This window comes from Phenylobacterium sp. (assembly GCF_046590535.1).
GTDB lineage: Bacteria > Pseudomonadota > Alphaproteobacteria > Caulobacterales > Caulobacteraceae > Phenylobacterium.
This window is the reverse complement of sequence record NZ_JBKJTG010000208.1, coordinates 18,100-36,332: the sequence shown is the minus strand read 5'-3', so window position 1 is coordinate 36,332 and position 18,233 is coordinate 18,100. Positions and strand designations below refer to the sequence as shown.

Annotated in this window: 18 protein-coding genes and 1 tRNA gene; 5 read left to right on the top strand and 14 right to left on the bottom strand. The window is 69.1% G+C overall.

The features are described from left to right. From ACLL81_RS12630 to ACLL81_RS12620, 3 genes are all read right to left on the bottom strand, one after another. On the bottom strand, nt 1-656 hold a 656-nt coding region (locus ACLL81_RS12630; protein ID WP_411288702.1), incomplete at its 3' end, for an SDR family NAD(P)-dependent oxidoreductase. 10 nt (nt 657-666) lie between these two features. After that, on the bottom strand, nt 667-1,386 hold the full coding sequence (locus ACLL81_RS12625; RefSeq protein WP_411288701.1) for a glutathione S-transferase C-terminal domain-containing protein: 720 nt from the start codon (nt 1,384-1,386) through the stop codon (nt 667-669). Next, nucleotides 1,383-2,996, bottom strand: a complete 1,614-nt coding sequence (locus ACLL81_RS12620; RefSeq protein ID WP_411288700.1) for a long-chain-fatty-acid--CoA ligase — start codon at nt 2,994-2,996, stop codon at nt 1,383-1,385. Before ACLL81_RS12620 ends, ACLL81_RS12625 begins: the two co-directional genes overlap by 4 nt. A gap of 115 nt (nt 2,997-3,111) precedes the next feature. Here ACLL81_RS12620 and ACLL81_RS12615 point away from each other — a divergent pair, with 115 nt between their 5' ends. Both ACLL81_RS12615 and ACLL81_RS12610 read left to right on the top strand, forming a co-directional pair. Next, a complete protein-coding gene (locus ACLL81_RS12615; protein ID WP_411288699.1) occupies nt 3,112-4,245 on the top strand; it encodes a hypothetical protein in 1,134 nt (377 codons plus the stop codon). A gap of 12 nt (nt 4,246-4,257) precedes the next feature. Continuing rightward, on the top strand, nt 4,258-4,917 hold the full coding sequence (locus ACLL81_RS12610) for a carboxymuconolactone decarboxylase family protein (RefSeq protein ID WP_411288698.1): 660 nt from the start codon (nt 4,258-4,260) through the stop codon (nt 4,915-4,917). On the opposite strand, the gene ACLL81_RS12605 is transcribed toward ACLL81_RS12610, so the two are convergent. From ACLL81_RS12605 to selA, 11 genes are all read right to left on the bottom strand, one after another. Continuing rightward, nucleotides 4,914-5,342: a MarR family winged helix-turn-helix transcriptional regulator gene (locus tag ACLL81_RS12605; protein ID WP_411288697.1), complete on the bottom strand. Its 429-nt coding sequence runs from the start codon at nt 5,340-5,342 to the stop codon at nt 4,914-4,916. The two genes, ACLL81_RS12610 and ACLL81_RS12605, sit on opposite strands and share 4 nt — an antisense overlap. A gap of 22 nt (nt 5,343-5,364) precedes the next feature. Continuing rightward, complete coding sequence (locus ACLL81_RS12600) at nt 5,365-5,862, bottom strand: DUF3237 domain-containing protein (RefSeq protein ID WP_411288696.1); 498 nt, start codon at nt 5,860-5,862, stop codon at nt 5,365-5,367. A gap of 73 nt (nt 5,863-5,935) precedes the next feature. Continuing rightward, on the bottom strand, nt 5,936-6,781 hold the full coding sequence (locus tag ACLL81_RS12595; protein WP_411288695.1) for a class III extradiol dioxygenase subunit beta: 846 nt from the start codon (nt 6,779-6,781) through the stop codon (nt 5,936-5,938). Nucleotides 6,782-6,783: 2 nt separating this feature from the next. After that, on the bottom strand, nt 6,784-7,167 hold the full coding sequence (gene ligA / locus ACLL81_RS12590) for a protocatechuate 4,5-dioxygenase subunit alpha (protein WP_411288694.1): 384 nt from the start codon (nt 7,165-7,167) through the stop codon (nt 6,784-6,786). Between the two features lie 2 nt (nt 7,168-7,169). Further along, nucleotides 7,170-8,039, bottom strand: a complete 870-nt coding sequence (locus tag ACLL81_RS12585) for an amidohydrolase family protein (RefSeq protein WP_411288693.1) — start codon at nt 8,037-8,039, stop codon at nt 7,170-7,172. Next, on the bottom strand, nt 8,039-9,058 hold the full coding sequence (locus ACLL81_RS12580; RefSeq protein WP_411288692.1) for an amidohydrolase family protein: 1,020 nt from the start codon (nt 9,056-9,058) through the stop codon (nt 8,039-8,041). The genes ACLL81_RS12585 and ACLL81_RS12580 overlap by 1 nt, the downstream gene beginning before the upstream one ends. After that, nucleotides 9,055-9,939, bottom strand: coding sequence for a DUF1932 domain-containing protein (locus tag ACLL81_RS12575; RefSeq protein ID WP_411288691.1), 885 nt, complete (start codon nt 9,937-9,939; stop codon nt 9,055-9,057). The genes ACLL81_RS12580 and ACLL81_RS12575 overlap by 4 nt, the downstream gene beginning before the upstream one ends. Next, the gene (locus tag ACLL81_RS12570; RefSeq protein WP_411288690.1) at nt 9,936-11,027 is read right to left on the bottom strand and encodes a 4-oxalomesaconate tautomerase; all 1,092 of its coding nucleotides are present in this window, start codon (nt 11,025-11,027) and stop codon (nt 9,936-9,938) included. Before ACLL81_RS12570 ends, ACLL81_RS12575 begins: the two co-directional genes overlap by 4 nt. Before the next feature lie 5 nt (nt 11,028-11,032). Beyond that, entirely contained in the window at nt 11,033-11,713 is a 681-nt protein-coding gene (locus ACLL81_RS12565; protein WP_411288689.1) for a 4-carboxy-4-hydroxy-2-oxoadipate aldolase/oxaloacetate decarboxylase, read from the bottom strand. Next, nucleotides 11,713-12,654, bottom strand: coding sequence for a Gfo/Idh/MocA family oxidoreductase (locus ACLL81_RS12560; protein WP_411288688.1), 942 nt, complete (start codon nt 12,652-12,654; stop codon nt 11,713-11,715). The genes ACLL81_RS12565 and ACLL81_RS12560 overlap by 1 nt, the downstream gene beginning before the upstream one ends. 362 nt (nt 12,655-13,016) lie before the next feature. After that, entirely contained in the window at nt 13,017-14,477 is a 1,461-nt protein-coding gene (selA, locus tag ACLL81_RS12555) for an L-seryl-tRNA(Sec) selenium transferase (protein ID WP_411288687.1), read from the bottom strand. A gap of 73 nt (nt 14,478-14,550) precedes the next feature. Between selA and selB the strand changes: the two genes are divergently transcribed. From selB to ACLL81_RS12540, 3 genes are all read left to right on the top strand, one after another. Next, entirely contained in the window at nt 14,551-16,479 is a 1,929-nt protein-coding gene (selB, locus tag ACLL81_RS12550) for a selenocysteine-specific translation elongation factor (RefSeq protein ID WP_411288686.1), read from the top strand. A gap of 13 nt (nt 16,480-16,492) precedes the next feature. Next, a tRNA-Sec gene (locus ACLL81_RS12545) sits at nt 16,493-16,587 on the top strand. Between the two features lie 45 nt (nt 16,588-16,632). Next, a complete protein-coding gene (locus ACLL81_RS12540) occupies nt 16,633-18,219 on the top strand; it encodes a TlpA family protein disulfide reductase (RefSeq protein ID WP_411288685.1) in 1,587 nt (528 codons plus the stop codon). The last annotated feature ends 14 nt before the right edge of the window (nt 18,220-18,233 follow it).

Below are 18,233 nucleotides of genomic sequence, written 5' to 3'. Positions count from 1 at the left end.
TCCTCCGGCTGCAGCGCCGTGTTGGCCGCCAGGATGGGCGCCATCCAGTCGGCCAGTTCGCCGTCGCCGGTGGTCTGCAGGATCGGGGTGTTCACCAGCCCCGGCAGCACAGTGTTGACCCGCACCTTGCAGGCCTCGGCCAGAGGCGCGCAGGACCGGGAGAAGGCCAGCACCCCGGCCTTGGTGGCGGTATAGAGGAAGTCGCGGAATCCCGTGTGCAGGGCGGCGCTGGAACAGGTGTTGACCACCACCCCGCCGCCGCGTTTGCGCATCTGCCTGACCGCATGCTGGGTGCCGAAAATCACCGCCGTCAGGTTCAGGTCGACGATGGCGTGAACCCGCTCGGGCGAGGTCTCCGGGAACAGCTCCAGACCCACCACCATGCCGGCGTTGTTGAACACGATGTCTAGCCCGCCGGCCGCGTCGGCTTCGGCAAACACCGCTTCCAGCCTGGCCCAGTCGGTGACGTCGAAGGCCCGCACCAGGCCCTCGCAGCCCAGCGCGTAAAGCTGGTCCGCCACGCCCTGCGCCCCGCCCGCGTCGCGGTCCACCAGCCACACCCGCCGCGCGCCCTTCTCGGCCAGCATGAGCGCGGTGGCGCGGCCGATGCCTGACCCGGCGCCGGTGATCAGCGCTGACTTGCCTGCGATGTCCATGGGCGGCTCCTCAGGCGCGGGTGGCGGCGAGCATCCGCCCGCCGAACAGGTTGGACCACTGGGCGGCGGTGAGCTGGGTCTTGCGGACCGCCGCCTCGGTCAGGAAATGGCCTTCCGGCAGGGCCGCGCCGCGCTGCACCGCCGGGCGTTCACCCACCCGCTCAAACCAGCGCTGCAGCGCCGGATAGTTGGCGACCGGGATGCCGATGGCGTGCACCGCCCGCACCCAGGGCCAGCAGGCCATGTCGGCGATGGAATAGGCGCCGGCCAGGTGATCGACGTCTTCCAGCCGGCGGTCCATGACGTCGAGCAGGCGCCTGGCCTCGTTCAGGTAGCGGTCCAGGGCGTAGGGGATCTCCTGCGGCGCATAGCGGACGAAGTGGTGGGCCTGCCCGTGCAGGGGGCCCAGTCCCGCCATCTGCCACATCAGCCATTGGAGGGTGAGGCTGCGCGCCTGGGGTTCGGGGCTGAGGAACTGGCCAGACTTCTCCGCCAGGTAGATCAACATAGCGCCGGTCTCGAAGATCGCGAAGGGCGCGTCGCCGCCCGAGGGGTCGTGGTCCACCATCGCCGGTAGCCGGCCGTTGAGACTGAGCTTGCGGAAGGCTGGCGTCAGGTGCTCGCCCTCCAGCATGTTGTAGATCTTTGCCTCGTAAGGCAGGGCGCACTCCTCCAGCATGATGCTGACCTTGTGGCCATTGGGCGTCAGGACGTGGTGCAGTTTGATCACGAGACGATCTCCCGGGCCGACGGGAGCCGGTAGCCGGCCATCCGCTGGCGGATCAGCTTCTTGTCTATCTTGCCGGTGGCGCCGAGCGGGATGTCGACCACGAAGACCACGTCGTCGGGCATCCACCACCTGGCGATCTTGCCTTCCAGGAAGGCCAGGAACTCCGCGCCCTCGGCCCGCTCGCCAGGCGCCAGCTTGACCAGCAGGATCGGTCGCTCGTCCCACTTGGGATGGGCCACGCCAATCACCGCGCAGAGGTCGGCCTTGGGGTGGCCCACCGCGATGTTCTCCACCTCGATGGAGGAGATCCACTCGCCGCCGGACTTGATCACGTCCTTGGCCCGGTCAGTGATCTGCATGTAGCCGGCCGGGTCGATGGTGGAGACATCGCCGGTGTCGAAGAAGCCTTCGGCGTCGAGCATCTCGCCGCCCTCGCCGCCGAAGTAGCCGCTGGCGACGGTGGCGCCCTTGATCATCAGTCGCCCAAAGGTCTGGCCGTCGTGCGGCAGGCGGTTCCCCGCGTCATCGGTGAGCTTGAGGTCGAGGCCGCAGAGCAGGCGGCCCTGCTTGAGCTTGTAGGGGACCTGATCCTCGAAGGAGAGCTCAGCCACCTGCGGCGTGGGGACGGAGACCGTGGCCAGCGGCGAGGTCTCGGTCATCCCCCAGCCCTGCACCACGTCGACGCCGTAATCGTCGTGGAAGGTACGGATGATGCTTTCCGGGCAGGCCGACCCGCCGATGGTGACGCGCCTGAGGGTGGTGATTGTCCCGCCCGTGGCCTTCAGGTGGTTAAGCAGCATCTGCCAGACTGTGGGCACAGCGGCGGAGTAGGTGACGCCCTCGGTCTCGATCAGTTCGTGGATCGAGGCGCCGTCCATCCGCTGGCCGGGCAGCACCAGCTTCGCCCCCACCATGGGGGCCGAGTAGACCACGCCCCAGGCGTTGGCGTGGTACATGGGCACCACCAGCAGGACGGTGTCGCGGGCCGACAGCGCCAGGGCGTCAGCCTGCAGGGTCATCAGGGCGTGCAGGTAGTTGGACCGGTGACCGTAGAGCACGCCCTTGGGATTGCCGGTGGTGCCCGACGTGTAGCAGAGCCCCGCCGCCGCCTTCTCGTCGAACCCGCCCCAGGCGCAGTCGGCCGACTGGGCCGCGATCCAGTCCTCGTATTCGCCCGGCGCGTCGGACAGGTAGATCACCTTCTCCACCGTCGGACATTGCGGCAGCAGCTCGGCCAGCAGGGGGGCGCAGGCGGGGTCGGCCAGGATGATCCGGTCGGCGGCGTGGTTGACGATGTAGGCGATCTGTTCGGGGAACAGGCGAGGGTTCAGGGTGTGCAGCACCGCCCCGATGCCGATGGTCCCGTACCAGGCCTCGAAATGCCGCGCCCCGTTCCAGCCCAGGGTGGCGACCCGGTCGCCGGGCTGGACGCCGACGGCCAGCAACGCGTTTGAGACCTGCCTGGCGCGGGAAGACACATCCGAATAGGTGGTGCGCGAGACGCGGCCTTCGGCGTCGCGGCTGACGATCTCGCGGCCGCCGTGCCAGCGCGCGGCATGGTCCAGGAGCTTGTCGAGGGTGAGCGGCAGGTCCTGCATCAGAGCGTCCATGCCGAACCTCCCAAGGCTGGCGGAAACCGTATGGACCGGCGCCGTCCTGCGGCTATATTCCTTAGATACCGAACGGTCTGCAAGGCCGCACGACGACCGGTGCAAGGGAGACGCGATGGAAGGCCTGGCCGACCTGATGACCAAGGTGGACACCCAGTTCCTGGGGTTCCCCTCGCCCACCGCGCCAAGGATCATGGCCGGCGGCCATCCGTGCCAGGGGATGTACTGGGCCCCGAAGGGGAGTAAGCCCAAGGCCGCCTTCATCGCCACCCACTACAACGTCGACTTCTCCGAGCACTACATCGCCCCCTACCTGGCCACCCGTGGCTTCGGCTTCCTGGGCTGGAACACCCGTTACCGCGGCTTCGAGGACCAGTTCCTGCTGGAGCACGCGATCATCGACATCGGCGTGGGCGTCCGCTGGCTAAAGGAGGTGGCTGGCGTCGAGACGGTTATCATCCTGGGCAATTCCGGCGGCGGCTCGCTGATGGGCGCCTACCAGGCCGAGGCCATTCAGCCGACCATGCTGGACCTAGTCACAGGCCCCGGCCGTGAGGCCTTAGAGACACTGCCCAAGGCCGACCTCTACGTCTCGCTGAACGCCCACCAAGGCCGCCCCGAGGTGCTCACCGACTGGATGGACGCCTCGGTCACCGATGAGACCGACCCCGTGGGCGCGGACCCCGCGCTGGACCCCTTCAACCCGGACAACGGCCCGCCCTATTCACCGGAATTCATCAAGACCTACCGGGCCGCCCAGAAGGCCCGCAACCACCGGATCACCGACTGGGCCAAGTCCGAATTGACGCGCCTGAACGCCGCCGGCATCCCAGACAAGTTGTTCCCCATGTTCCGTTGCTGGGGCGACCTCAGGATGATGGACGGGACCATCGACCCGTCCGACCGGCCGACGCCCATGTGCTATCGCGGACACCCGGCCCAGGCCAACAGGACGCCGTCGATCGGCCGCGCCAACAACCTGAGGACCTGGCTTTCCATGTGGAGCCTGGAGACGTCCAAGTGCCAGGGCCGGCCGCACCTGGAGAAGTTCGAGGCCCCGGCGCTGGTGGTGCAGGGCATGGCCGACACCGGCGTCTTCCCGCAGGACGCCCGCGACATCCACGGCTTCATCGCCTCGCGCGACAAACAGCTCGAACTGATCCCCGGCGCGCACTATTTCGAGGAGTCGCCCGAGGTCCGCAACCACATGGCTTCCATGGTCTGCGACTGGGCCAGAACCCGCATCTAGAGGATGACGCCGATGCCGCGACTGAGGCAGGTTCCCCGTTCCGAGGCTCCGGCCAACGTGCTGACGTACTACGACCGCCTGTTCGGGGACCGCGATCCCGTGGGCGAGCCGGGCACCGCCACCGGCACCCCCGGCGACTGGTGGACCGTGTTCGCCCTGGTCCCCGCGGTGTTCGACCACGCCACCGCGCACTTCGGCATGTTCGGGATGTTCGCCGACAAGTCGGTGTCGAACCTCGATCCGGTGGTCCGCGAGCTAGGCATCCTGCGGGCGGCCTATGTGGTGGAGAGCCAGTTCGTATACTCGCAGCACTGCAAGGCGGCGCGGCGCAACGGCATGGCGGAGGCGCAGATCGCCGCCATCCCGGACTGGACGGTGTCGGAGGTGTTCACCCCCGCAGAGCGCGCCCTGCTGGCCTACGCCGACTGCCTGGCCCTGCAGCGGGGCCGCACGCCAGACGCGCTGTTCGACGCGGTGAAGGGCGTCCTCTCCGACGAGGACATCCTTGAGTTCACTTACCATGTGTGCGGCTACATGACCCACGCCACGATGTGCCGGGCGTTGAAGCTGGAATACGACAACGTCGAGGAGCGCATCCGCGAGGTCCCAGTCCCGGGCGAAGGCGAGCCGGTCGCCGACTGGGCCGGCGGGGCCTGGGCGAAGAAGGACTAGCCGGTTGGTTCGCCCCAGTCGCTGAGCAGGGCGTCGCGGAGCTGCGCCACCTTGCGCGCGCCGATGCGGCGGCTGAGCGCGTCCACCATCACCGTCATGGCCGCCTGGGCGTCGCGGCGCATGGCCTCGCCCCGGGCGTTCAGCACCACCAACTTCATGCGGCCATCATCGGGATCGTCCAGCAGCTCGACGACGCCCTTGTCGACCATCTGGCCGATGGTGGCGTGGATCGCCTGGCGGCTGAGTCCCAGGTTGCGGGCGATATCGGAGGGGCGGTGCAGGCCGAGCGCCAGGTTGGCCATTAGCATCGACTGCGGTCGGGTGACCTCTGGCCATCCCTTGGCGCGCAGGTGGTTCTGCAACCCCTCGTCGAACCAGTAGAAGGCAGTGAGCAGTTCAAGGATCAGATGGGAGGGGGCCGCCACCTCCGCCGGTTTTGCAGACACGCTAGTCAAGGGTGAGGATCCGGTAGCGCACGCCCGCCGTGGTCCGCCGGCCATAGCCCACCGCCACCGCGGCGTTCAGCCAGCCGTACCGCTCGTCGGCGGTTTCGAAGGTGGGCTGGATGCGGAAGTAGTAGCTGTCCTCGGGCAGCTGCTCGACCGTGGCCGGGTCGCGGAAGCCCGTCAGCGCCGCCTGCGGGATCACCAGACGGCCTGCATAGGTCACATAGATCATCGCGCCGTCATGGGTCTTCCAGAGGGAGCGCACGTCCACCAAGGTCAGGGCAGTCCCGTCGGCGGCTTGGCCCAGTTCCGACCAGTCGCCGCCGCCCGGCATGACCTCCCCGCGCAGGCGCGCGCCCTCCACCGTACCGCCGGCGATGTAGCTGACCCGACGGTTGCGCCAGGGCGAGCGGCCCAGCGGCAGCGGCGCGTCGGCGTCCAGCCGGATATCGACGGTACAGAGCGCCTGTGCGCTGAGGGTCTCGGCCGTTGGCCCCATGCGGCCCTCCCAAGCCGGTTGCCGTCAGACCTCAACATGTTTGCACAGCCCGGGAAAGCGGTCTGCGGCCGCGTCAGGGCGCCGGGTTCTCGAGGATCAGGTGGCCCACGGCGGTGTTGGAGGCTGGCACATGGTAGAAGCGACAGACCTCGCGCACCGTCTCGTCGAGAGCCCCGCGCATCACCAGCCACATGACCAGCTCGATGGCCTCGGACCCCGCCTCGCGGACATAGTCGATGTGCGGGACCTGGGCTTGGCCCTTCGGGTCGGCCACCAGCCGGTCGAGGAAGGCGGTGTCGAAGGCGCGGTTGATCAGGCCGGCGCGGGGACCCTGTAGCTGGTGGCTCATGCCGCCGGTGCCGAACACCACCACCTTCAGGTCTTCGGGGAAGCTTTCCACCGCACGGCGGATCGCCCGGCCCAGGTTGAAACAGCGATTGCCTGTGGGCGGCGGATACTGGACCACGTTAACCGCCAGGGGGATCACCTTCACCGGCCATTCCGCGGGCTGGCCGAACATCAGCGACAGGGGTACGGTCAGGCCGTGGTCCACGTCCATCCTGTTCACGATGGTCATATCGAACTCGTCCAGGATCAGGGACTGGGCGATGTGCCAGGCCAGCTCCGGATGGCCCTGCACCACCGGCACAGGACGCGGGCCCCAGCCCTCGTCGGCAGGCGCGAACTGCGCCGCGCAGCCGATGGCGAAGGTGGGGATCAGCTCCAGCGAGAAGGCCGAGGCATGGTCGTTGTAGACCAGGATCACCACGTCCGGCTTCTCGGCCGCGATCCAGGCCTTGGAGGCCTCGTAGCCGGCGAACACCGGCGCCCAGTAGGGCTCCGCGGCCTTTCCCTGATCGAGCGCCGCGCCAATGGCGGGCACATGGCTGGTGGCGACGCCGGCAGTGATTCTGGCCACCGCTAGCGATCCTTCTTGGAGCGGACGCCTTCGACCGAGCGGCCGCCGTCCAGCATCATCTGCGCGTACTCCGCCTGGCTGACCCCGCTCATGGCCGCGGCGATCTGCTGGAACGACAGCCCGTCCGTGGCCGCGACCTTGGCGGTGAAATAGATATTGCCGCCAAGCGCGATCATGCCGTTCCAGTCGCGGTCCAGCACCGCGCGCTTCTGCGCCGCGCTCATCTCGTAGCGATCCAGATAGGCGGCCTCGTCCGCCTTGAAGGCGGCGCGGTTCTCGACCTTCATCAGCGACATGCAGAACATGTTGAGGTGGTAGCCCAGCCGCGACTGCTCGTGGTCGAACAGAGTGGTTCCGGGGATGTCCTTGAACGGGTTCTCGCTCATGCCTAGCCCCAATAGAGGCGCATGGGATTGTCCACCAGCAGCTTGCGCTGCAAGGCCGGCGTGGGGGCGAACTTGGGGATCTGGTCCACCAGCACCCCGTCGTCGGCCATCTGTCCCTTCAGGTTCGGATGCGGCCAGTCGGCGCCCCACAACACCCGATCCGGAAACCGCTCCACGAGGGTGCGCTGAAACGGGACCACGTCGTCATAGGGCGGGCCGGCCAGGGACAGACGCTCCGGGCAGGAGACCTTCGACCAGACCGTCTGGTCCTCCGCCATCCACCGGATGAAGGCCTGGAACTGCGGATGGCCGACGCCGAGGCCGACGTCCGGGCGGCCCATGTGATCCACCACAACGGGGGTGGGCAAGGCGGTGAACAGGGGCTGCAGCTCGGCCAGGTCGGGCGCCTCGAAATAGACCACCACATGCCAGCCGAAGGCGGTCACCTTGTCGGCGATGCGGCGCAGGACGTCGTGCGGCGTGAAGTCGGCCAGGCGCTTGAGGAAGTTGAACCGTACGCCGCGCACCCCCGCGGCGTGCAGATCGGCAAGCTCCGCCTCGGTGATCGCCTCGCCCACCGTGGCGACGCCCCGAGCGCGGTCGCCCGCGGCGCGCAGGGCGTCCACCAGAGCGCGGTTGTCCGTCCCGTGGCAGGTGGCCTGGACGATGACGCTGCGGGCGAACCCCAGGTGATCGCGGAGGGCGAAGAGCTGGTCCTTGCCGGCGTCGCAGGGGGTGTATTTGCGCTCCGGCGCATAAGGGAACACATCGCCCGGTCCGAAGACGTGGCAGTGGGCGTCCACGGCCCCGGGCGGCGGGGCGAACCGCGGCGTCGAGGGGTTCGGATGGAAGACCAGCCAATCGGCGTCCATCAGGCCCGCCCCAGCCTTTGCGCCAGCCTGGGGAAGACCCGCAGCGCATTGCCCTCGAACACCGCGGCCTTGTCGGCGGCCGAGAGGGCGGAGGCTTCGATGTAGCGCTTGGTGTCGTCGTAGAAGTGGCCGGTCTGGGGGTCTATCCCGCGCACCGCCCCGACCATCTCCGAGCCGAACAGGATGTTCTCGACCGGGATCACCTTGAGCAACAGGTCGATGCCCGGCTGGTGGTAGACGCAGGTGTCGAAGAAGACGTTCTTCATCACGTGTTCGGCCAGCAGCGGCCGCTTCATGTCCTGGGCCAGGCCCCGGTAGCGACCCCAGTGGTAGGGGACCGCGCCGCCGCCGTGCGGGATGATCATCCGCAGCGTCGGGAAGTCCTGGAACAGGGTCCCCTGGATGAACTGCATGAACGCGGTGGTGTCGGCGTTAATGTAGTGGGCGCCGGTAGCGTGGAAGGCCGGATTGCACGACGCCGAGACGTGGACCATGGCCGGCACGTCCAGCTCCACCATCTTCTCGTAGAGCGGATACCAGTAGCGGTCGATGAGCGGCGGCGCGGTCCAGTGGCCGCCAGACGGGTCCGGGTTCAGGTTGCAGCCGACAAACCCCAGCTCGGTGACGCATCGCTCCAGCTCGGCGGCCGAGTTGGCGGCCGGAACGCCCGGCGATTGGGGAAGCTGGCAGACCCCCACGAAATTCTCCGGATAGAGCTCGACCACCCGGGCGATCAGGTCGTTGCAGAGCCGGCTCCACTGCAGGCTCACCGCCTCGTCGCCCACATGGTGGGCCATGGCCGAGGCGCGCGGGGAGAAGATGGTCAGGTCGGAGCCGCGTTCGCGCTGCAGCTTCAGTTGGGCTCCTTCCAGGCTCTCACGGATCTCATCGTCGGAGATGTCCGGCAAGGCCAGGCGAGCCAGCTGGTGGGCGTCGCAGCCGCAGGCGATCTGCCGCTCGCGGAAGTCCTGCAGGGGCCTGGGCGCGGTGGTGTAGTGGCCGTGGCAGTCGATGATCACCGCGCGCGCCTCCCGATCTCGGTGTTTATATCGTCGAGCATGCGCCCGAGGTCGGCGCGGCCGAGAGCCCCGGAGAATCCCGCCGCCCAGTCCTGCCGCTCGGCGATGGCCTGGCTCATCAACGGTTCGACGTTAGCCTCCTCGACGGTGCGGGCCGCCTCGCGCATCTCCTCGGCGCGTCGGGTCCCGTGCTCCAGGGAGCGGGCGATCATGTAGCGCGCCGTGGTGGGCCAGTCAGGGATCGGCAGCAGGTCCGAGAGGGACGCCAGCACCGTCGCCTCCACCCCATGGCGCCGCGCCGCCAGCAGACTCTCGGTCAAGAGCGCCTCAATGCCCTTGATCATCACGCTTCGGCACAGCTTCGCCGCCGCGGCCTGGCCGATGGTGTCGGAGAACACCTCGGCGCCGGTGAAGCCCAGAGGCGCCGCGCGCGCCAGGAAGGCCCTGGCGTGCGGGCCGCCCAACAACATGGGCGAGGCGATCCGCCGGGGCGCGAAAGGGCTCATCACCGCGGCTTCCACATAGGCGCCACCGGCGACCTGGACGGCCTGGGCCGAGGCCTGTTTCTGGCCGGGCGAGCAGGAGTTGAGGTCTAGGAAGAAAGCGCCGGGCGCGAGACCCCCTGCCACCGATCTCGCGGCGGTCAGACCCTGGTCGGCGGTCACCGCGCTGATCACCAAGTCGGCGGCGCCCACAGCGTCGGACGCGCTGGTGGCGGCGCGCAGTTGATCGCTCAGCGCCCGGCTGGGCCCGCTGTCGGCCCGCGTGAAGGCGGTGTCCCAGACGGCGATCCGCCGCACGCCGGCCTGGGCGAGGTCCGCGCCCAGGATTCGGCCCACCTCGCCGAACCCGATCAGCGCAACGTGGGAGAACGCCGTCACGGTCCGCCCCACACCGAGGCCGGCACATAGACCTCGCCGCGCATCAGCCGGCGTGCGGTGCGCAGCAGGGCCGACCGGCGGACCTGGATCCGCCCGCCCACCAGCACCACGTCCATGGCTACGGTGAAGAAACCGGTGGGGTGCTCAACATCCAGCTCGCGGACCGCCTCGCCGTCGGCGATCGCGGCAACCTCGGCGGCGATGGAGCCCGGGGTCACGCAGGCGGTGGCGACGCTGACCGCGCCGAACACCCCGATGGCCTCGTGCACCCGGTGTGGGATAAAGCTGCGGGTGCAAATGACCCCGCCATGCCGGGCGGGCGCGACCAGGCACATCTTCGGCACGGTCTTGCTGGCCACGTCGCCGAGGTTCATCATGGGACCGATCCGCAGGCGGATGGCTTCGATCCTCACCTTCAGTTCGCCGTCCGCCTCCAGCGCCTCAGGCGTCTCGTAGCCTGTCTTGCCGAAGTCGGCGGCGCGCATCACCACCACCGGCATGCCGTTGTCGATGGCGGTGATCTCGACGCCGTCCACCACGTCGCGGGCGTTCCCGGTAGGGAGTAGGGTGCCGCAGGAGGAGCCGGCCACATCCAGGAAGTCTATGGGGATGGCGGCCGCGGTCCCCGGCACGCCGTCGATCCGCGCCTCGCCGTCGTAGCGCACCCGCCCGCCCGGGGTCTGGATCGCCACCACCGCCAGGCTCCTGGTGTTGAGCATGTGGATGCGGACGTCCGTTACCCCGTCCTGCGCCGCGAACAGGCCCTCCTCGATGGCGAAGGGGCCCACGCCGGCCAGAAGGTTGCCGCAGTTCTGGCCCGCGTCGATGCGCGCCTCTTCCACCACCGCCTGCAGGAACAGGTAGTCCACGTCCGCGTCAGGATGGCTGGGCGGGCCGACCACGGCGATCTTGCTGGTCAGCGGGTGAGCGCCGCCCATGCCGTCGATCTGCCGCGCGTCGGGGGAGCCCATGGCCGCCAGCAGGACCGCGTCGCGGGTGGCCACGTCCGCCGGCAGGTCGCGCGCCAAGAAATAGAGGCCCTTGGACGTGCCGCCTCGCATCACCGTGCAGGGGATGTCGGTCTGCATGGCGCTCAGGCCTCGTCGACCCAGCGCAGGCCCTTCTCGGCCAGCCGCTCGCGCATGCCATAGACATCCAGGCCCAGCTCTCCGGCGGCGAAGCGTGCGCGCTTCTCCACCTCGGCCGCCTCGCGTTTGGCGGACAGAGCGGCGACCGTGGCGGCCTCCTTGCGGCGCACCACGCAGACCCCGTCGTCGTCGGCCACGATGACGTCGCCGGGATTGATCGCCGCGCCGGCGCAGACCAGGGGCAGGTTTACGTCGCCCAGGGTCTCCTTGACCGTGCCCTGCGCGAACACCGCCTTCGACCACACTGGAAAGCCCATCTCGGTCAGCACGGCGATGTCGCGGACGCCGGCGTCGATCACTAGGCCGCGCACGCCGCGGGCGACAAGCGATGAGGCCAAGAGGTCGCCGAAGTAGCCGTCCTCGCAGGGACTAGTTGGCGCCACCACCAGGATATCGCCGGCCTGGCATTGCTCCACCGCCACATGGATCATCCAGTTGTCGCCGGGCGGGACCTGGCAGGTCACCGCGGAGCCGGCGATGGCGCAGGGCCGGTAGATCGGCCGCAGGTAAGGCGCGAACAGGCCCTTGCGGCCCTGGGCCTCGTGCACGGTGGCGACGCCGAACCCGGCCAGGGCGTCGATCACGCCCGGCTCGGCGCGGGGGATGTTGCGGACCACCAGCGCCATCACAGCAGACTCTTTTCGAGGCGGTCCAGGGTCTGATAGGCGGGCAGCACTTGGGCGAATGACCCGTTGGGCTCACGGCCCTCCCGGATTGCGGCGAAGAACTCGCGGTCCTGCAGCTCGATGCCGTTCATGGAAACGTCGACCTTGGACACGTCGATGGGGGTCTCCTGGCCATCCACCAGGTCATCATAGCGGGCGATGTAGGTGCCATTGTCGCAGATGTAGCGGAAGAAGGTGCCCAGCGGCCCGTCATTGTTGAAGGACAGGCTAAGCGTGCAGATGGCGCCCGAGGCCACCTTCATCTGGATGGACATGTCCATGGCGATGCCCAGGTCGGGATGCGCCGGTCCCTGGATGGCGCGGGCGACCTCGGCGGTCTGGCCGGTCTGATACTGGAACAGATCGACGGTGTGGCAGGCGTGGTGCCAGAGCAGGTGGTCGGTCCAGCTGCGCGGCCGGCCAAGCGCATTGATGTTGGTGCGCCGGAAGAAATAGGTCTGCACATCCATCTGCTGCAGCGTCAGCTCGCCGGCCGCGATCCTGTTGTGGATCCACTGGTGGGACGGGTTGAAGCGCCGGGTGTGGCCGGCCATGGCCACCAGCCCCGGGCGCCGGGCGGCGTCCACCAGCCGCTGCGCGTCCGCCAGGCTGTCGGCCATGGGGATCTCCACCTGCACGTGCTTGCCGGCCTCGAGGCATTCGATCGCCTGCGCCGCATGCATCTGCGTCGGCGTCGCCAGGATGGCGGCCTGCACGCCGGGCTGCGCCAGGGCCTCAGCCAGCGTCGTCGTCCAATGGGGAATGCCGTGCTTCTCGGCCACGGCGCGGGTGGAGTCGGGGCTGCCGCCCGCGAGACTGACGATCTCGACGCCGGGGATCTGGGCGATCGCCTCGATGTGCTTGACGCCGAACGCGCCCTGTCCCGCCACGACAACCTTCACGACGGCACCTCCCTCACTCACGCTGAGCCCCACCATACGCCGGACCGCGCCCAGGCCAACGCCGGGTGCGCGGTCGGGCCATCTGGAGCGCCTGGCGGCGATGCGAGCGCTGGCGGCGCGGGGTGCTGACAGTCTAAGGCTAAACTCTTCTCCGGGTATGCCGCTCATGCGGCTCGGAGGTATCGCGATCAAAGAGCTAACTTGCCAAACCCGCGGCGGGTAGGGGGCGTTTGCAGGCAGGCCAATTTAGCCTGCCAGTACAGTTCTCGTCTGACTGCCTGCACCGGTGCGAAAGAACCGCGCGATCGGCCAAGCGTCTGGGGACTCTATGCGGGTTCAAAATCCGCTTTGCCATCGCGGTCTTAAGATGCGGCGAGAATCGCTGCTGTGAGCGCCGGAAGCTCGGTGTCGGCGACTGTGCGCAGATCGAGCAGGACAAGGTCCTGCTCGATCCGGCCCAGCACACACGTGGGGCCCGTGCGAAGGCGCCGAGCAAGGTCTTCGGCGCTGAAGCGGAGGCTTCGCAGGGCGATAGCCCGGCCAGGGAGCGCGTGCATCGGCATGGCGCCGCCGCCTGCGTAGCCGAAGGTTTCCTGAATGCGCGATTCGAGCGCCGGGAGGTCGGCGATCCTGGCCATAAGCGCCTCAGCGCGCGCCGCTACGATTGAAACTGGCTCGGTCAGCATCCGCAGGACGGGCACCCTTTGAATCGGATCGGCCGGCGAGCGATAGAGACGCAGCGTGGCGGCCAGGGCCGCGACCGACAGCTTGTCCAGCCGCAGCGCACGGGCCAGCGGATGATGCGCCAGCCGATCGATCAGCTCACGGCGTCCGGTCACGATCCCCGCCTGGGGCCCACCCAGCAGCTTGTCGCCACTGAACAGCACCAGATCGACGCCAGCCCGCAGGCTGGCCTGCACCGTTGGCTCGCCGGCGATCCCGTAGGGCGACAGATCGACCAGAGCTCCGCCGCCCAGGTCCTCGACCAGCAACAGGCCGTGGGCGTGGGCGAAGTGGGCCAGGGTGTCGAGGGCGGGGGCGCTGGTGAATCCGGTGATGCGGAAGTTGCTGGGATGGGTGCGCAGGATGACGCGGGCGTCCGGATGATCGCGGAGCGCCTGCTCATAGTCCCGCAGGTGCGTGCGGTTGGTCGTGCCGACTTCGACAAGCGCCGACCCGCTCTGGGCGACGACGTCCGGCACCCGGAACCCGCCGCCGATCTCCACCAACTCACCCCGGGACACGATGACCGGCGCCCCTCCGGCGACCGCCGCCAGCGCCAGCAGGACGGCCCCGGCGCAGTTGTTGACCGCCAGCCCGGCCTGGGCGCCCGTCACCTCGGCGATGAGCGCGTCGAGGTGCTCGTGGCGCGAAGAACGACGGCCGCTGTCCAGGTCCAGCTCGAGGTTGCCATAGCCTGCGGCGGCCTGCGCCGCGGCGGTGGCCTCCGGGGCCAGCGGCGCCCGGCCAAGGTTGGTGTGGATAACCACGCCGGTGGCGTTGATCACCGGGAACAGCGTCTCGCGTGCGACATCCGCAAGCCGGCGCTCGGCGGCCTCCAGCAGGCCGACGATGGACGGGACGGCGAGCGGATCGATGGCGAGCTGCGCCCTCGCCTCGGCCAGCATGGCGCGCACGGCGCGCGCCACAGCAGCCGACCCGAACCGGGCGTTCAGCGGCCGGGCGGCGGGGTCGTCGCAGATCGTTCCCACCGCCGGCAGTTGGCGGCGCGGGTCCGGATTACCGACCTGGGGGGCCTTGAGCGCGACGGTGTGGCTCCTTTGGGAGCACCGACTGTACAGACCTCGGAAGAACCGGGGCAAGCGGGGCGGATGACGGCCGGCGCAGTTCGACGTAGGGACGTTCGATGACCTATCAAGTCACGAGACCTCTGGGTTGACCGACGCATCGCCCCTGAGCCTGGCGGTGATAGGCCATGTCAATCATGGCAAGACCGCGCTGGTCCGGACCCTGACCGGCATCGAGACCGACCGGCTCCCGGAAGAACAGGCGCGAGGGCTCTCGATCACCCTGGGCTTCGCTTGGCGCGACTACCCCGCAGGCGGCGTCGACTTCCTCGACGCGCCCGGGCACGAGGACTTCATCCGGGCGATGGTCATGGGCGCCACCGGCGCGCGGGCCGCCCTGCTGGTCGTATCGGCCACCGAAGGGTTCGGGCGGCAGACCCGCGAACACCTGCGCATCGCTGGCCTGCTGGGCCTGCGGAGCGGAATCGTCGCAGTCACCAAGGCGGATTTGCTAGCGGAGGACGCTTGGCCCGTGGTCCTCGAGCGGATCCTGGGCGAGCTCGACGGGACCTTCCTGGCTGGCGAGCCCGTGGTCTTCTGTTCGTCAGTGACCGGCGCCGGCCTGGACGCGCTGCACGATGAACTTCAGGCGCTGGCCTCCCGGAGTTCACCGCCCGATCCACTTCCGGGCGCCTACCTGCCCCTCGACCGCGTGTTCAGTGTCGCCGGCGCCGGAACGGTCGCCACCGGCACGCTGCAGGGCAGGACGCTGACGGCGGGTGGGGAAGCCATCCTCCAGCCCTCCGGACGCAAGGTCCATCTGCGCCTGCTGCAGGCCCACGGGCAGGCCACCGAGGTTGCCCATCCCGGCGGCCGGGTGGCGGTGGGTCTGCGCGGTGTGCCCGCGCACGAGGTGAGGCTCGGCGAGGTCCTTTGTACGCCGGGCGCCTACGAAGCCGCCCTGCTGGTCGATGTCGAGCTCACCCTCGCGTCCGATGCCGCCAGACCCCTTAGGTCGACGGACGAGGTGCGGGTGATGTGGGGGGCGCGGCAGGACATCGCCAGGTTGCGCCTGATCGGAGCGACTGCGATCACGCCGGGCGGACGGGGGCTGGCGCAGCTACGGTTCCACGCCCCCGTGATCGCCTACGCCGGCCAGCGCGCCATCCTGCGCCGGCCTTCTCCGGCCGAGACGATCGGAGGCGCCACAGTCCTGGATCCGGCGGCGCCGACGCTGCGGGCTAAGACGATGGAGGCCCGTGGCGCCCTGCTGGACGCGGTCGCTGGCGGCGGCCTCGATGAGATCGCCGCCGAACTGGCGAGTCGTGGGGGCGGCTCCGTGTCCGTCGCGGAGGCGGCGCGGCTATCGCGGCGGTCCGCTCAGGAGGTTCGGAACCATTTGGGCCGGACCTGCGAGATGCTGGACGACGACGTCATGGCCTTGGAGGCGGCGGTCGCCGAGGCCCGGCAAGCCTACCTGGACCAGATCGCCGAGGCGCACCGCCGGCAACCTGCGCGGGCCTGGGTGTCGCTGGGCGGCGTCCGCAACACGCTGTCACGCATGATGTCCCGCGAACTCATCGCCCATGTCGAGAAGCGCCTGTCGGCGGCCGGCGAGATTCGGCTTGAGCACGGCCAGGCAGCGCTCCGCGATCACGACCCGTTCGCGGCGCTTTCCCCGGCGGCGCTAGCGCGGCTCCAGGAGATCGAGGCGGCGTTTCGGGCGGCCGCCATGACGCCGCCGGACGCCAGCGCGCTAGATGCAGAGGATCAGGCCCTGCTCGGACTCCTAGTCGAGTGCGGGCGGCTGGTTTCGCTGCGCAACGTCGCGCTGCGCCAGACCCTGGCCTTCCATGTCGAGGCGCTCGACGAGGCCCTGGAGGCCCTGCGGACCGCGTTCCCGCCCCCGGCCGAGTTCACGACCGGCGAGGCGCGGGCGGCGCTGGGGACGTCGCGAAAATTCATCGTGCCTGCGCTAGAATTCTTCGACGACCGCGGCGAGACGGTCCGCCGGGGCGACTTGCGACAGGTAGCGGACGCGCAAAACCGCTTCGGCGTTCCACGTAACCCGCCCTAGTGTCGGCGGTGTTGGAGGTGACTGGAGTCTGGTGGCTTCCCTGGTCTTCAAAACCAGTGACACGTCCCAAAGGCGTGTGGTGGGTTCGATTCCCATCCACCTCCGCCAGCCGCGCGTTGCGGCGGGCTCTGACGCGAAGACGAGGACGGATCCATGACCGCGACCGCTCAGGGCTTTTCACTGCGCGACATGACCGGCGCGACCCGGGCATTCCCCACAGGGCGGCCCAGCCTGATCTGTTTCGTGAAAGAGGACTGCGACACCTGCAACTTGGCCGCGCCGGTCCTGGAGGCGTTCCATCAGGCCTGGGGCGATCTGGCCGACATCTGGATGGTGGGGCAGTCGGCCGACGGCAACGCTATCCTAAGGGACCGCCACGGCCTGACCCTGTCGATCCTGGATGACAGCGCTCTCCGGACTTCGCTGGCGTGGGGCTTCGACATCGTGCCGGCGATCTACTGGATCGGGGCGGACGGCGCGCAGCGGCCACCGCTCGAGGGATTCGTCCGCCAGGAATGGGAGACCCTTGCGCAGCAGATCGCCGGAGAGCTGAAGGCGGCGGCCGCGGCGGTGGCGTGGGGGGACCTGCCGGCCTGGCGGCCGGGTTGCGGGTCGAAACACCTGGACCCCGAGATCCACGACCGGCTTCTGGCCGAGGCCGAGGGCAGCCCGATCCGCGCGCGCCGGATCGAGATCGCCAGTGCCGACGACATCGACGAGTTCATGTTCGACCAGGGCTTCAGCGATGGCCTGCCGGTGGTCCCGCCGACCCCGGAGCGGGTGTTGCGCATGCTGTCGGGCACGACACGCGACCCTCAGGACATCGTGGCAATCGTGCCTCCCAACATGGCCCCGGCGACGGTCGAGAAGATCGCGATCAACGCGGTGATGGCCGGTTGTCGGCCCGAGTACCTGCCCGTGGTGATCGCTGCCGTGGAGGCGGTCTGCACGGATGAGTTCAACATGCACGGCGTGACCGCCACCACCATGGGCGCTTCGCCGGTCCTGGTGGTCAACGGCCCGATCCGGTCGCGGATCGGCATGAACATGAAGCTGGGCGCGCTCGGGAACGGCAACCGCGCCAACGCCACCATCGGCCGCGCGCTGCGGCTGGTGGTCCGCAACCTGGGCGGTGCTCGGCCCGGCGGCGTGGATCGTTCGACCCTTTCGAGCCCGATGAAGTTCACCATGTGCTTCGCGGAATGGGAGGAAGGCTCCCCATGGGATCCGCTGCACGTCGAGCGCGGCTTTCAGCGCGAAGACTCGGTCGTGACCGCTTTCGCCATGACCAGCGGCCCGGTGCAGATCGTCGACCAGGAGTCCCGCAAGCCCGACCAGATCGCCGGCACCCTGGGCCTCGGCCTCGAAGGCATGTTCCTGTCCAAGATCCACAGGATGCCGGTCGATGCCCTGCTGGTCGTCTGCCCAGAGCACGTCAGGACGCTGACCGTCGAGGGGGCGTATTCCAAGACGCGCCTCCGCGAGCGGATCCAGACTGTGACCTCGCGGCAGCTGCGCGAGATGGTTTCCAACGAGGTCTCCGGCGCGGGGATCCCCGTGGCGTCGGCCGCCAGGATGACCGACGCCCAGCTGGCGGCGCCGGCTCCGAAGTTCGCCAGCGACAAGTTCATCCACATCGTCGTCGCCGGCTCCGAGGCCGGGAAATTCTCCGCCGCCTTCCATGGCTGGGTGACCGGCCCTGCGGGTTCGACGGTCGTTTCCAGGAAAATCGATTGCTGATAGCCTCGCTGCAC